At 50.3% G+C, this 15,159-nt stretch carries 12 protein-coding genes; 7 read left to right on the forward strand and 5 right to left on the reverse strand.

Translation table 11 applies throughout. The features are described from left to right. Position 1 precedes the first annotated feature (1 nt). Both ACZ5N7_RS15250 and ACZ5N7_RS15255 read right to left on the reverse strand, forming a co-directional pair. On the reverse strand, positions 2-334 hold the full coding sequence (locus ACZ5N7_RS15250; protein ID WP_464655353.1) for an HIT family protein: 333 nt from the start codon (positions 332-334) through the stop codon (positions 2-4). A gap of 68 nt (positions 335-402) precedes the next feature. Further along, positions 403-1,848: a VanW family protein gene (locus ACZ5N7_RS15255; RefSeq protein ID WP_464655354.1), complete on the reverse strand. Its 1,446-nt coding sequence runs from the start codon at positions 1,846-1,848 to the stop codon at positions 403-405. A gap of 269 nt (positions 1,849-2,117) precedes the next feature. Between ACZ5N7_RS15255 and ftsE the strand changes: the two genes are divergently transcribed. The 5 genes from ftsE (at position 2,118) to ACZ5N7_RS15280 (ending at position 7,999) form a co-directional block, all read left to right on the forward strand. Next, positions 2,118-2,804, forward strand: coding sequence for a cell division ATP-binding protein FtsE (ftsE, locus tag ACZ5N7_RS15260; protein WP_464655356.1), 687 nt, complete (start codon positions 2,118-2,120; stop codon positions 2,802-2,804). Then, positions 2,794-3,711, forward strand: coding sequence for a permease-like cell division protein FtsX (gene ftsX, locus ACZ5N7_RS15265; RefSeq protein ID WP_464655358.1), 918 nt, complete (start codon positions 2,794-2,796; stop codon positions 3,709-3,711). Before ftsE ends, ftsX begins: the two co-directional genes overlap by 11 nt. A 51-nt stretch (positions 3,712-3,762) precedes the next feature. Continuing rightward, positions 3,763-5,058, forward strand: coding sequence for a murein hydrolase activator EnvC family protein (locus ACZ5N7_RS15270; RefSeq protein WP_464655359.1), 1,296 nt, complete (start codon positions 3,763-3,765; stop codon positions 5,056-5,058). Positions 5,059-5,145: 87 nt separating this feature from the next. Beyond that, a complete protein-coding gene (locus ACZ5N7_RS15275; protein WP_464655361.1) occupies positions 5,146-6,612 on the forward strand; it encodes a S41 family peptidase in 1,467 nt (488 codons plus the stop codon). Positions 6,613-6,724: 112 nt separating this feature from the next. After that, a complete protein-coding gene (locus tag ACZ5N7_RS15280; RefSeq protein ID WP_464655362.1) occupies positions 6,725-7,999 on the forward strand; it encodes a PDZ domain-containing protein in 1,275 nt (424 codons plus the stop codon). A 77-nt stretch (positions 8,000-8,076) separates the two neighbouring features. On the opposite strand, the gene ACZ5N7_RS15285 is transcribed toward ACZ5N7_RS15280, so the two are convergent. The 3 genes from ACZ5N7_RS15285 to ACZ5N7_RS15295 all read right to left on the reverse strand — a co-directional run bounded on the left by ACZ5N7_RS15285 (position 8,077) and on the right by ACZ5N7_RS15295 (position 9,898). Beyond that, positions 8,077-8,280 carry a hypothetical protein gene (locus ACZ5N7_RS15285; protein WP_464655364.1) on the reverse strand — a complete coding sequence of 68 codons (204 nt, stop codon included), beginning with the start codon at positions 8,278-8,280 and terminating at the stop codon, positions 8,077-8,079. A 72-nt stretch (positions 8,281-8,352) separates the two neighbouring features. Next, on the reverse strand, positions 8,353-9,123 hold the full coding sequence (locus tag ACZ5N7_RS15290) for a flagellar motor protein MotB (RefSeq protein ID WP_464655366.1): 771 nt from the start codon (positions 9,121-9,123) through the stop codon (positions 8,353-8,355). After that, positions 9,107-9,898 carry a flagellar motor protein gene (locus ACZ5N7_RS15295; protein ID WP_464655367.1) on the reverse strand — a complete coding sequence of 264 codons (792 nt, stop codon included), beginning with the start codon at positions 9,896-9,898 and terminating at the stop codon, positions 9,107-9,109. The genes ACZ5N7_RS15290 and ACZ5N7_RS15295 overlap by 17 nt, the downstream gene beginning before the upstream one ends. Before the next feature lie 245 nt (positions 9,899-10,143). Between ACZ5N7_RS15295 and uvrB the strand changes: the two genes are divergently transcribed. Continuing rightward, a complete protein-coding gene (gene uvrB, locus ACZ5N7_RS15300; protein ID WP_464655368.1) occupies positions 10,144-12,141 on the forward strand; it encodes an excinuclease ABC subunit UvrB in 1,998 nt (665 codons plus the stop codon). Positions 12,142-12,185: 44 nt separating this feature from the next. Further along, the gene (uvrA, locus tag ACZ5N7_RS15305; RefSeq protein ID WP_464655369.1) at positions 12,186-15,077 is read left to right on the forward strand and encodes an excinuclease ABC subunit UvrA; all 2,892 of its coding nucleotides are present in this window, start codon (positions 12,186-12,188) and stop codon (positions 15,075-15,077) included. Positions 15,078-15,159: the final 82 nt, after the last annotated feature.

The raw sequence follows: 15,159 nt of genomic DNA on the forward strand, positions 1-15,159 counted from the left end.
CTCACTTTCTCACCGTATCTCCGTAAACTACGTGCCAATGCAGATGCTTCGATTCCTGGTACGCTCCAAGATTGGTCATGACCCTGCATGCCCCGTATTCCGCCGCAACCTGTGAAGCCACCTGTTTGATAACTGCGAGGAGCTCCATCAGAATCCCCGTGTCGTCCTCTTCCATTGCGATTAAGGAAGGAATGTGTTTTTTTGGAATGACGACAATATGGAGTTCGTAAAAAGGCCGGGTGTGATAGTAAGCAAGTACATTTTCCGTCTCCCACACTTTTTGCACGGATGTTTTTCCGCTCAATACTTCATCGCAGTAAAAATCTTCGGTCAAAACGACCCCTCCTCATTCGGCAAAACGGTTGATTTCTATTCCATTTTCATACAATTATACAACAAAATCTATTCTCTGACAGGCGATAAAGTGCGAAGCCCGTCCTCCACTATTTGCGGTTCGGGATAAGGCTCGTTTGGTGCGTTCCCTTCCACAGAATGTACAGCGATAACCGTCGATTGAGGTAAATAATGGTCGCGTGATACTTTCTCCTTGCGAACTTCTTTTCCATTCTGCCTCTTTGTTCTATAGGTTTCCACGATATATCCAGGCTTGCCTTCAGCGATCAATCGGCTGGACCTCGGCGGCAAACTGCTGTCCTGCACATATTTGACCGTTGGTTGAATTGTTTTTAAAATGTTGGATTTGATATCGTAAGTGACATTGGCCGGAATATCCCCAAACAGCTTGACGGTCACCGACGTTTCCGTCGCAACCGTACGGATGAGCAAAAAATGCCCCGTCGAGTTGCGGAACCGGAAGTTTAAATAGTTGTCTGCAAAAGTGGCGTCTTGTCCGAGCGGTGCGTAGCTGACAGGCAGCGAATGGTTTCTCCGCTCTATGATCTGCAGCCCGGCACGTAGCACAGCTCCGTATAGGGTTGTGGAAACCTGGCAGATACCCCCGCCGATACCAGGCAGAAGCTTGCCGTTCGAGATGACGGGCGCTTCCTTGTAGCCGTAGCGGGCTTCCGTTTCTTTTACAATCGCGCTGTATTCGAAAATCTGGCCCGGCAGCAGCATTTGGTCATGAAGAACGGCTGCGGTGGATTGCACGTTGTGAGATCTGCCTTGTTGGTCCGACAGGATGGGGGTGGTAAACTCCATGATTTTCCGCCGGATTCCCTGCTGCTTTAACAATTCCACTGTGATGGGGGGTGATTGTTCCTTGATGTAAGCGTGCAGCTGCAAGAGGCCGATGTCCTCCAGATTGGACGGGAGCAGCCGCTCCCGCACTGCCGTGTTCAAAGATTGCGCCAACGCAGGGACGTCGATTTGGGGCGCGGGCTGCCCGGGGATATAACTGATTTGATCATCCGCCGAGATAACGCGTTTCGCATTGACCGGTTTGCGGTTGGAAAGAGAGGGCCAGGCGCGGTTCACTGCTCGTTGTAAAGCCTCAGGCGCAACCGCGATTTCTATAGCAATATCGGCATTCCTCAGCATCCAGCGCGTTTTGGCTCTATCTGCCCAAGACCCGGAGCGCAAGCCTTCCAGCTGCTCCCAGACTTTTTTATCATCCACGTTCATTCCTAAATCCCTTAAACGGCTGGCGGCCGGAGTGAGGCGGCTGTCCGAGGGGACAAGCTGCACTTGCATCCATTCCAACTTCTCTAAACGGCCTTCCCATTCCCTCTCAAAAGCGTCCAGATCGGCGGCTTGCGGCTTCCAGCCGGAAATTCGCAGACCATGCGGCAGTGAGGTTGAAACGGCATATAAATAAACGCCCAATAAGGCGGTCCCTCCAATAAATAGGCAGAAGCACAGAATATAGAAGGCGAGTTTGGCTTTCATTGACCCTCCCCCTTTCACCGAAGAAATGGGTAAAAAGCTTGTTCCATATCTATGTATACAGTGAAAGGAGGCATTGTTATGAATAAAAATTTATCCGATGTCCGAGCAAGGAGATTATAAATTATTTGAAAACTTTGTTACATAAACAGGGTAATTCGTCAGAAACTATGATATTATGATAAAATGTTTGAATGTATGAAACTGCTAGAGGATTTTTGAGATTTATGTCGAAGTTTTACTAGCTATCTATAAACAGGGTGTGTGATAATGTGATAGAAATGCACGACATATGGAAGACTTATCCTAACGGTTCCGAAGCGTTGAAAGGAATCGATTTGAAAGTGGACCGCAATGAGTTCGTATATGTCGTAGGCCCGTCCGGTGCCGGTAAATCGACTTTTATGAAGCTAATTTATAGAGAAGAAAGACCGTCAAAAGGACAAATATTCGTTAATGGATTTAATCTGGAAAAGCTGAAACAGAGGAAAATTCCGTTTTTACGTCGAAATATAGGTGTTATTTTTCAAGACTATCGGCTGCTGCCTAAATTGACAGTTTACGAGAATGTCGCTTTTGCAATGGAAGTGATAGAAGCGCCCGCAAAGCTGATCAAGAAACGCTCGATGGAAGTGCTTGACCTGGTCAAGCTTAAGGATAAAGCGAACTCTCTGCCGACACAATTATCTGGCGGAGAACAGCAAAGGGTGTCTATTGCCCGGGCAATAGTGAACAATCCGTCGGTTATTGTCGCTGACGAACCTACCGGTAATCTTGACCCTGAGACTTCCTGGGGAATTATGAAGCTGCTGGAGGAAATTAATTACCGGGGAACTACGATTGTAATGGCCACACACAACAAAGAAATCGTGAACACCATGAGAAAGCGCGTCATTGCTATCGAGAAAGGAATCATTGCGCGCGACGAAATGAGAGGTGAGTACGGGTATGAAGATTAGCACGTATATCCGTCACATAAGGGAAGGCTCCAAAAATCTCGTCCGCAACGGTTGGATGACCTTCGCCTCGATTTCGGCCATATCCGTTTCCTTGTTTATTCTCGGACTTTTTCTTTTATTAACGTTAAACGTCAATTTTCTGGCCAAGCAGATTGAGAATCAGGTGCAAATCCGGGCTTTTCTCGAAGTGAATACCCCTCAGGATCAGCGTAACTCGATTGAGAACGAAATCAAAGTGATGCCTGGCGTCAAATCCGTCCGGTTCGTGTCGAAGGAGGAAGGCTTGTCTTCATTAAAAGACAGGCTGGGGGAAGAGGGCAAGCCGCTTCTGGAGGAATTTTCAGGCGACAACAACCCTCTGAACGATTCTTTTACCGTTGAAGTATTGGAACCGACCCAGGTCGCCGAGGTCGCCTCGAAGATCCAGGCCATGAACGAGAACAAGCCGAACAAGCCTATCTACAACGTCAAATACGGCAAAGGCACCGTGGAGAAAATTTTTCAAGTAACGCAAATTGTGCGCAACGTCGGGCTCGTTCTGGTGGTTTGCCTGGCGCTGACAGCGATGTTTTTGATTGCCAACACGATTAAACTGACCATTCTCACCAGAAGAAAAGAAATCGGGATCATGAAGCTGGTAGGTGCTACAAACCAATTTATCCGGTGGCCTTTTTTTATTGAAGGGGCGCTGCTTGGTTTTATGGGTTCGCTGATTCCGGTGATCGCGTTATTGTACGGGTATTGGAAGCTGACCCAATTGACCTCGCTGGAGATGAGCCTGCTCCTTATCAAACTGCTGCCGTTTCAACAAATTGCTTTGACCTTGTCCGGTTTATTGCTGGCCATAGGTTTAGGCATTGGAGTCTGGGGTAGTCTGCTGTCCGTCCGTAAACATCTGAAAGTGTAGTGAAAACGCGAGAAGCTAATGATTTTCCTATTTGAGAGGAGTAAAAAAACCTTGAAGAAAACGTTTCTGCCCGTAGTCCTCACGATCGGCCTGTTCAGCGGGATTGCGGCATATCCCCTGCATTCTTTCGCCGCTTCGGCAACGCAGCAAATCGATCAACAGCTGAACGATCTCAAGAAATTGCAATCCACGATGCAGCAAAATTCCCAGGATACGCAGAAGCAAATGCAAAGCGTACAGGTGGAGAAGCAGCAAACAGGCAAAGACTTAAATACGATCCTGGATCAAATCGATGAAACGAATAAGCAGCTGTCTGCTTTGAACGATAAAATGAACGTAACTACAGAGAATCTGAAGAAAAACGGGCAGCAGCTGGACGAAGCGGAAGCCCGCGTCAAGGAAAGAGACCAGAAGCTAAGATCCCGTGTGCGCTTAATGTATATCAACGGAACCGTTTCTTACACCGATGTGTTGATGAGTTCTACCAGCTTTTCGGATTTCCTCGGCCGTATCGATGCTTTGGCCTCTATCGTTTCCCAGGATAAGGAAATTTTACAGACAAATAAAAAGGACCGTGACTTCATAGTAACCAAGAAAAAGGAAATTGAAACACAGCTGGCCGAAATTAAGTCCTACATGGCGCAATCGCAAGCGATTAAAGCGCAGCTGCTGGTGAAGGAGAAAGAAAAAGAAGTGAAGGTCGCAAGCCTTTCCCAGAAGGAAAAAGAGCTTGGGGATATCAGCCAGGAACAGCAAAATCAATTGATGACCTTTGCCAAACAGGAAGCGGATCTCATCCATAAAAAGAAAGCTGCCGAAGAAGCGGCTGCAGCAGCTGCGGCTTCCGCGGCGGCGGCTGCCCGTGCAGCGGCAGCCAAAAGCGCAGCGGCTGCAAGCGCAGGGTCTGGCGCATCATCTGGCGGCGTTGCCGCGCCGGCTTACAATGGAGGCACGCTCGCTTTCCCTCTGCCGAGGTATTATCCTTTGACTTCGCCTTTCGGCACCCGCGTTGACCCGCTCACAGGGGCTCCGGGCGCTTTCCATAGCGGCCTCGACTTTGGCGCCCCGGAAGGCACAGCGATCCTGGCCGCCGAATCCGGTACGGTTATCGTGGCGGGTTGGACGAACGGTTTCGGCAATACCGTCATTATCGAGCATGACAACAGCACTTGGACGCTGTACGGCCATATACGCAACGGCGGCCTCGCCGTACAAAAGGGAGATACCGTACGACGCGGGCAGAAGGTTGCCGAAGTAGGTTCCACCGGCAGATCTACAGGGAACCACCTTCATTTTGAAGTAAGAAAGAACGGTATGGCTGTGGATCCAACAGCGTACTTGAAATAACGTTCAAGTTAATATTTGCTTTGGCTTGTCATATACTAGAGGGACATGTTCATAGGGGCTTAAAGCAAAGGATGGTGGTAACGGAGAATGCAATATAAAGGCCGTACGGTAATTACGCTAGTCGTATTGGGAATGGTGGTAAGTTCTTTATTTACCTTGGTGTTGGCGCGTCCTGGCGTATTCTCTGCGACAGCTAATGTTGCGGGCGGCGCCTCATCGTCGGCAGTGCTGCCGGCTAAGGATATCAACAAAATTTCGACGGCTTACGGTTTGATCCAGAATAACTTCTTAAATACGGTGGACCGGGAAAAAGTAGTCAACGGCGCGATCAACGGGATGCTCGCTTCCCTGGAAGATCCGTATACGGTCTATATGGATCAAAATGAAGCGAAGCAGTTCGACGACAGCAGCATCAACTCCTCGTTTGAAGGGATTGGAGCGGAAGTGGCCAATTCCGATGACGGCAAAGTCGTGATCGTGTCTCCGATCAAGGGCTCTCCGGCGGAGAAGGCGGGACTGCAGGCAGGGGATGTTATCGTATCCGTGAACGGGGAGAAGCTTGATGGCATCAACCTGAATCAGGCGGTTATGAAAATCCGCGGAACCAAGGGGACGCAGGCTAACCTGGAAATTGCCCGAAAAGGCACGGATAAGCCTCTGCAGATCAATATCGTTCGGGGCACTGTCGATTTGGAAACCGTGCATGCCGAAATGCTCCCGGATAACATAGGCAAAATTGAAATCAGTCAATTCTCGATGAATACAGCGGCAAAATTCAAAGATGAGCTCAAAGCTTTGGAAGCCAAAGGCATGAAGGGGCTTGTCATCGACGTTCGCAACGATCCGGGCGGTCTTCTGACTTCTGTCAGAGACATTGCGGAGCAATTTATTCCCGCAGGCAAAACGGTGCTTAATGTCGAGGACCGCCAAGGCCGTAAAGAGCCAACCGTCTCGAGATCCAAAGAGAAATCGGCGAAGCCTTATCCGATCACTGTTTTAATCAACAAGGGCAGCGCAAGTGCTTCGGAAATTCTGGCCGCCGCCCTTCAGGAGTCGATGGGAATAAAGCTGGTCGGGGAAACCTCCTTCGGTAAAGGTACCGTCCAGGTCGTTTTTGACAAGGAAATGGGCGACGGCAGCAATATTAAAATGACCACATACAAATGGCTGACGCCAAACGGCAACTGGATCCACAAGAAGGGCATCGCCCCTGATATCGCAGTGGAACAGCCGGCCTATTTCAAAGCGACGGCTTTGAGCAAGAAAACGGTTTTGAAGCCCGACACGAACAGCGACGACGTCAAAAGCGTGCAATTGATGCTGCAGGGGCTGGGGCTTAATCCTGAGCGTATGGACGGCTACTTCAGCGAAAAAACGGCGTTGGCCGTTAAAGCGTTCCAGCGGTTGAACAACCTGCCGATGACTGGGGAAGTGGACACAGCCACTGCGGATAAACTGGTGAAAGCAATCATTGCGGAGATTAAAAATCCCAAAAACGACGCCCAACTGAAAGCGGCGGTGCAGCAAATCAATTCGGCGCTTGGAAAAAATTAATAACACAGCGGGGCAGGAAAAGCCCTCCCTCTGTCGAAACACTAAAAAGGTTGAACATGTTTCAGCCTTTTTAGCTTGTATATGGAAGGAGCCGGTTACACTGGACTTTTTGATGGAATTATTGACAGCATGGCTTCAAGCTCTGGTTAAGCTTCTCATCCATCCGATCTATTATATAGGGATTGTCCTTGTCATTTTGCAATATCGCAGACAGATTCAGCTGGAGCGGAAATTTTTTTCCACCAAGCTGCATTCCCTGCTGGGAGGAACCTGGAAAACGGTTCTGTGGGGGATTGCCGGAGGATTGCTGGCTTCGCTGCTGCTGCTGGCGCTGGGGGCGTCGATTCAGCCGGAAGCTGTTCTTCTTTTGTGGGCCGTTACGCTGATTATGCTGTTATTCCGTATTCGCTACTTATGTGCGGCCTATTCGGCAGGTGTACTGGGAATCTTGCACGGCATCGTTTCCTGGATTCCTTCTTTGCAGGAAAGCCAGAGTCTGCAGTGGTTTGTTGGGCCGGTGATGAGAGTGGATATCTCTTCGCTGCTGGCGATCGTCGGGGTGCTGCATTTGGTGGAGGCAGTCCTGATGAGAGTTCAAGGAACCAGGAGAGCGAGTCCCATATTCTATGAGAGCAAGCGGGGCAAAATTGTCGGCGGGTATTTACTGCAGGGCTATTGGCCTGTACCGCTGTTTCTTATCGTTCCTTTGCAGGGCGGATTTGCATCGGAAATTCCTTGGGCCGGATGGTTGAACGGGAATTCCTGGGCCGGAGGCTGGACGATGGCGGCTCTTCCTGTAATGGTCGGCTTTGTGGAAATGACGATAACGAGGCTGCCGGGCAGGAAGCTCCGGTTAAGCTCCGGGAATCTTTTACAATATTCGATTATAGTTATCGTGCTGGCCATCGGAACGCATTATTGGCCGGGCATGGGGATTTTGGCGGCTCTGCTGACAATAGGCCTCCATGAAGCTATGGCATTCTATAGCGCTTATTTGGAGACCCAGAAATCGCCTTATTTCGTGCATCCGTCCAGAGGGCTCAAGATCCTTGCCATACTGCCTGGCAGCGCTGCCGAGGAATTAGGCCTGCAGTCCGGTGAAACGATCTATAAGGTCAACGGGGTGATCGTGCGCAGCAGGGAGCAGCTGCATCAGGCGCTCAGACTCAATCCTGCGTTCTGCAAGCTGGAAGTGTTGAATTTAAACAATATGAGCAAATTTGCCCAAAGAGCGATGTTCTCCGGCGAGCACCATCAGTTGGGGATTATCCTTGCTCCGGACGAAGAAGCCTTGTATTCCGTTTCCGAAGATAAAATCAATCTGCTGACTTATTTCCGGCACCGGCTCTCGGGATTGAAGTCCAATAAGCCGGGAAGCTCTATGTAGCCAGGGAACGAACAGAACACCTTACTATGCACAGTAAGGTGTTCTCTGAATTATGCTGACACTTGGTTGAAAGGATACTATTTGTTCTCTTCCTGCTCATTGTTCTTTCCGTTGCCCGCCAGATTCTGCGCTGCGTTCACAGTGGCTTCCACTGTGTTTTTCACCGCATTTTGAACAAAGCTTGCAGCGTTTTTGAATCCGTTTGTGACGGCTTCCGCCGTATTTTCAACAAAATTGTCTTGGTTCTGATTCTTGTTCCAGTCCTGGTTATTTTTAGCCATTTTTATCCCTCCTGTATCGATTTCAGGTTTATTCTGCCATCGATCCTGAGATATATGCATTCTGGATTTGTTCTATGGCTTGGCAGGCTGCAGGTCGCGGAGGACAACAATCTCCACACGCCGGTTTTTGGCCCGGTTCGCTTCTGTGGTATTGTCCGCTACAGGCATCGTGTCCGCATAAGCAGTGGAAATCATTTTGCTCGGGTCGAGCCTGGCGTTGTATAAGAAATACCGCAGGACAGAGAGCGATCTGGCTTGGGACAAGCCCCAATTATCCTTGTAGATGGAGCCTGTGGCGAGCGGCAGGTTGTCCGTGTGGCCTTCTATACTGATTTTCGCGTTTAAAGTCGGGAGCAGGGAAGCCAGCTTGTCCAGAATCTCCAGGGCGCCGGGCTTTAAATCCGCCTTCCCCAAATCGAACAGAAACAGGTCGTTCAGCGTCACGGCTATGCCCCGCTGCGTGTTGGTGGCAGACACCTGGGACTGCAGGTTGTGCTCTTCGACGTACTGATTAATGACCTGCATAAGCTGCTGCAAATCTTTTTCCTGGTGCTGTGCCTTTTGAAGCTGATTTTGTTGCTGGGTTTTGCTGTCGGTGCCGTCTTTCGATTTGCCGGGATCTACTCTGCCGATAACGGAGGAACCCTGCTGCATAATCGAATCCGCCTTTTTAAATTCAAAATTCAATGCTTTGACGAGCACCGAATATTTTTCCGTGTCAATCTTGCTCATGGCGTACATGATGATAAAGAAAATGAGCAGAAGGGTGATTAAGTCCGAATAGGTGATGAGCCATCGTTCGTGATTTTCAGGAGGTTCCTGTTTCTTACGCTTCCTCGCCATCGTCGGCACCTTCTCCCTGAGCCTGTTCTTCTTTGTTGTGTGCGAAGGAGTTGAGCTTCTTCTTGATCAATTGCGGATTTTCACCTGCCTGCAGGGCGAGGATTCCCTCAAGCATAAGCTCCATCTCGGAAACTTGTTCTTTGCTGCGGATTTTGATTTTACTGGCGATCGGCAGGTAAATCACATTGGCGCTTCCCACGCCGTACAAGGTTGCAGTAAAAGCTACCGCAATCGCGGGTCCCAAACTGGAAGGGTCGGCCAGGTTGCCGAGAACGTGGATCAAGCCCATCACCGTTCCGATAATCCCCATCGTAGGGGCGAATCCGCCGGCTGCCTCGAATATCTTCGCATAGCCTTCATGCTTATGCTCGAGCGCGTCCATTTCCAGCTCAAGAATTTGGCGTGTGAGCTCCGGGTCGGTGCCGTCCACAACCATCATCAACCCGTCCTTCAGAAAAGGATTAGGATGCTCTTGAGCGCGCTGCTCCAACGCAAGGACGCCCTCCCTGCGGGCCACAGCCGCCATGTCCACCACTTCATCTATTGTAGCATTCGGGTTGCTCTTGGCTTCCATAAAAGCCATTTTGAACGCTTGCGGAAAGCCTTTCAGCACAGATAAGGGAAAAGAAACGGCTACCGCGCCGATCGTCCCTCCGAAAACGATCAGCATGGCGCTGGGCACCAGCAAAGCGGCGAGGTGGCCGCCATCCCACATATATCCCCCGACCAATGCGCCAAGGCCGAGCACAATTCCTAACAGTGTCGTTAAATCCATTGAAAAATTCACTCCCAGATCAGCTTAAAAAAGGTTATTAGAGAAGCGCAAGGAACCATAATCCGTTTGCAGGATACAGGCAAAATAGGTATAATGAAACGAGAACAAGTATTCTTATCGTTGTTAATCATTCCACAACAATGTTTCAATTCCTGATTTTACAAACACGGAAATAGACAATAATAGTTCTAACTATATATCGGACGGATGTTCTGAAAAGTTTATATAAAAAGGCGGGTGAATTCATGAGCAACATCGTTGTAAGCCGGAAGAAGTTCGAGCTTGTTTCGGATTTCGCCCCGCAAGGGGATCAGCCTGGTGCCATCAGGCAGCTTGTGGAAGGAATCAACAGAGGAGAAAAGCATCAGACGCTCTTGGGGGCGACAGGTACGGGCAAGACGTTTACGATCGCCCAAACGATAGCCCAATTAAACCGGCCGACGCTCGTTATCGCGCACAACAAGACGCTGGCCGCGCAATTGTGCAGCGAGTTCAAAGAGTTTTTCCCCAACAATGCGGTCGAGTATTTCGTCAGTTACTACGATTATTACCAGCCGGAGGCGTACATTCCGTCCTCGGATACTTTTATCGAGAAAGACTCCAGCATCAACGACGAAATCGATAAACTTCGACACTCCGCTACCGCGGCGTTGTTTGAGCGCAGAGACGTCATTATCGTTGCGAGTGTTTCCTGTATTTACGGTTTAGGTTCGCCCAGCGAGTACCGCGATCTGGTGCTGTCTCTCCGGGTCGGAATGGAAATTCCGCGCAATCACATCCTGCATCGGCTGGTCGATATCCAGTACCAACGCAATGACATTGCTTTTACGAGGGGTACGTTTCGGGTAAGAGGAGATGTGGTGGAAATTTTCCCTGCTTCCAAAGGCGAGCATGCTGTTCGGGTTGAATTGTTCGGCGACGAAATCGAGAGGATTACGGAGATTGATGTGCTGACCGGAGAGATCGTCGGGGAGCGGCAGCATATTTCCATTTTCCCGGCGTCCCACTTTGTAACGCAGGAAGACAAGATGAAGAGAGCAATCATCAATATCGAAAGGGAATTGGAGGAACGTCTGGAGGAGCTGCGCTCGGCCGGCAAGCTGCTGGAAGCGCAGAGACTGGAGCAGCGCACCCGGTACGATATTGAAATGATGCTGGAGATGGGCTTTTGTTCGGGCATTGAGAACTATTCCGGTCCGTTGACTTTCCGTGAACGGGGAGCGACCCCTTATACGCTGCTCGACTTTTTCCCTGAAGATATGCTGTTCGTAGTGGATGAGTCGCACGTGAGTCTGCCTCAGATCCGGGCAATGTACAATGGGGACCGGGCCCGTAAAACGGTGCTGGTCGAGCACGGCTTCCGCCTGCCTTCCGCGCTGGATAACCGTCCTTTGCAGTTTGAGGAATTTGAGAAAAAAATCAGTCAAATCATCTATGTATCCGCTACGCCGGGGCCCTATGAGCTTGAGCACTGTCCGACAATGGTTGAGCAAATCATCCGTCCGACCGGCTTAGTCGATCCCGTTATTGAGGTAAGGAAGACGAAGGGACAGATTGACGATCTGCTGGACGAAATCCGCGATCGGATTGCCAAGGACGAGCGGGTGCTCGTAACCACCTTGACGAAGAAAATGTCCGAGGATTTGACCGATTATTTAAAGGAAGTCGGCATTAAAGTCCGCTATCTGCATTCTGACATCAAGACGCTGGAGCGGATGCAAATCCTTCGGGATTTGCGTTTAGGAACGTTCCACGTCCTGGTGGGAATCAACCTGTTAAGAGAAGGCCTGGACCTTCCCGAGGTTTCGCTGGTAACCATACTGGATGCCGATAAGGAAGGGTTCCTGAGAGGCGAGCGGGCTTTGATCCAGACGATCGGACGCGCTGCGAGGAACGCCAATGGCCGTGTTATCATGTATGCGGATAAAATAACCGACTCCATGGACAAAGCGATCAAGGAGACGGAACGCCGGCGTTCGATTCAATTGGGGTATAATGAGAAGTATGGAATTACTCCCCAGACGATCCAGAAGAAGATACGCGACGTCATTGAAGCGACGAAGGTGGCCGAACAAAAGGCGGATTATCTGACGGACGTAACGGAAGCGAAAATGTCCAAGAAAGACCGGATGACCTTAATCGATCGCCTGGAAGCAGAAATGAAAGAAGCGGCGAAGAGCCTTCATTTTGAACGGGCTGCCGAGCTTAGAGACGCAGTGCTGGAATTAAAGGCTCAATTATAGAGCTTGAGATAGATAGAAAGGGCAGACTCGCGATTCAGGAAAGGATGAAGGCAGTGCCTAATGAAAATATCGTCATAAAAGGGGCAAGGGCCCACAATTTGAAGAATATCGACGTGACGATCCCTCGCGATCGTTTCGTCGTGCTTACGGGGCTAAGCGGATCGGGCAAGTCCTCTCTTGCTTTTGACACCATCTATGCGGAAGGGCAACGCCGTTATGTGGAATCATTGTCGGCCTACGCCCGCCAATTCCTAGGTCAAATGGACAAGCCCGATGTAGATTCCATCGACGGGTTGTCTCCGGCGATATCGATCGACCAGAAGACGACGAGCCGCAACCCGCGGTCGACCGTCGGCACCGTCACGGAAATTTATGATTACTTGCGGCTGCTGTTTGCCCGGATCGGCAGGCCGCACTGTCCGATCCACGGCATCGAAATTACTTCACAGACGGTTGAGCAGATGGTGGACCGCATTATGGAGTATCCGGAGCGCACGAGATTGCAGATACTGGCTCCACTAGTTTCAGGCCGCAAGGGAGAGCACAAAAACCTGTTTGCCGATATCCAGAAGCAGGGCTTTGTGCGTGTCAGGGTGAACGGAGAAGTGATGGACGTCTCGGACAGTATTGATTTGGAGAAAAACAAAAAGCACAGCATTGAAGTCGTGGTCGACCGGATTGTGGTAAAAGACGATGTGCAGGCGAGACTGGCGGATTCGTTGGAAACCGCCTTGAAGCTGTCAGACGGACGGGTTATTGTTGACGTGATGGAGAAGGAGGAGCTGCTGTTCAGCCAGAACCTGGCTTGTCCGGAGTGCGGATTCAGCATTGAAGAGCTGGCTCCGAGAATGTTCTCCTTCAACAGCCCGTTTGGGGCATGTCCAGAATGTGACGGGCTGGGAAGCAAGATGATCGTCGATCCCGACCTGCTCGTGCCTGACCCTAAGCTGTCTATCGATGAGGGGGCATTCGAGGCTTGGGCGGGAAGCACCTCGAATTATTATCCGCAGTTTCTGGCCGCAGTTTGCGAGCATTACGGCATCCCTATGAAGGTACCGGTAGCCGAGCTGACCGCCGAACAGATGAAGATCATTTTGCATGGTACCGGCGGACAGAAAATCAGGTTCCGTTATCACAACGATATGGGCGGCACCCGAGACGCAGTCGTTCCTTTTGAAGGCATTATTTCCAATCTGGAACGGCGCTACCGGGAGACCTTTTCGGACGGAATTCGAGAGCATATTGAAACCTATATGAGTGCGAAGCCGTGCCACAAATGTAAAGGACACCGATTGAAGCCGGAATCCCTGGCAGTGACGATCAATGAGAAGAATGTGGCTTATGTTACGGGCCTGTCTGTAGGGGATGCGGAGCAGTGGTTCCAGAATCTCGAACTAAACGAGAAAGAAAAAACAATTGCGAACCTGATCCTTAAGGAAATCCGTTCCCGCTTAGGCTTTTTGGTCAATGTAGGATTGGATTACCTGACCCTTCACCGTTCCGCAGGAACGCTGTCCGGGGGCGAAGCGCAGCGGATCCGTCTGGCGACGCAAATCGGATCGAGTCTGATGGGCGTATTGTATATATTGGACGAGCCGAGCATCGGGCTGCATCAAAGAGATAACACCCGTCTGATTCAAACCTTGGAGCATATGCGGGATCTGGGAAATACGCTCATTGTCGTTGAACATGATGAAGACACGATGATGGCCTCCGATTATATCATCGACATCGGCCCTGGAGCGGGCATCCACGGCGGACAGGTGATCGCACAGGGGACTCCCGAGGAAATTATGGAGGACCCGAATTCTTTGACAGGCCAATATTTAAGCGGACGCAAGTTCATTCCGCTTCCGCCGGCGCGGCGCAAGCCGAACGGTAAATGGCTCGAAATCAAAGGAGCCAAGGAAAATAACCTGCGCAATGTGAATATCAAGATTCCGTTGGGCGTGTTTACGGCGGTAACAGGAGTATCCGGTTCAGGCAAAAGTACGCTTATCAACGAAATTTTATATAAGACGCTGGCCCGCGAGCTCAACGGCGCGAAGGTCCGGCCGGGCGAGCACAAAGAATTTAACGGATTGGACAATGTGGATAAAATCATCGATATTGACCAGTCTCCGATCGGACGGACGCCAAGATCCAATCCGGCCACTTATACGAGCGTATTTGATGATATTCGTGATGTATTCGCCGTTACGCAGGAAGCGAAGATCCGCGGTTATAAAAAAGGCCGATTCAGCTTCAACGTCAAAGGCGGGAGATGTGAAGCCTGCCGCGGAGACGGCATCATCAAGATCGAAATGCACTTCCTTCCGGATGTTTACGTGCCCTGTGAAGTGTGCAAAGGAAAAAGGTATAATCGCGAAACGCTGGAAGTGAGATATAAAGGCAAGAATATCTCCGATATTCTGGAGATGACGATTGAAGACAGCGTGGAATTCTTCAAGAATATCCCCAAAATCCACAGAAAGCTGACTACCCTGATGGATGTGGGGCTCGGCTACATTAAGCTCGGACAACCGGCAACTACATTGTCGGGCGGGGAAGCGCAGCGCGTAAAGCTGGCCTCCGAGCTGCATCGCCGCAGTACAGGCAAGACAATCTATATCCTTGACGAGCCTACAACGGGCCTGCATGTCGATGATATCGACCGGCTTCTAAAGGTGCTTCATCGTCTCGTGGAGAACGGAGATACTGTGCTTGTCATTGAGCATAATCTGGATGTCATTAAGACAGCGGATTACTTGATTGATTTGGGGCCTGAAGGCGGAAACCGGGGAGGCACTGTGGTGGCCACAGGTACACCTGAGGACGTAGCCAAGGTGAAAGGTTCTTACACCGGACAGTATTTGAAACCGGTCCTGGAGCGTGACCGCAAGCGGTCTGACGATTACGCCTCCCGCTTGAAAGAGCAGCAGACTTCTGCTGTATAAGCATACAAAAAAAGCAGTTTCCTTGCACAGCGCAGGGAACTGCTTTTTTTGTATTTAATTTACGCCACGGAGAGGCCATAAT

This window comes from Paenibacillus sp. JCM 18996 (assembly GCF_055392555.1).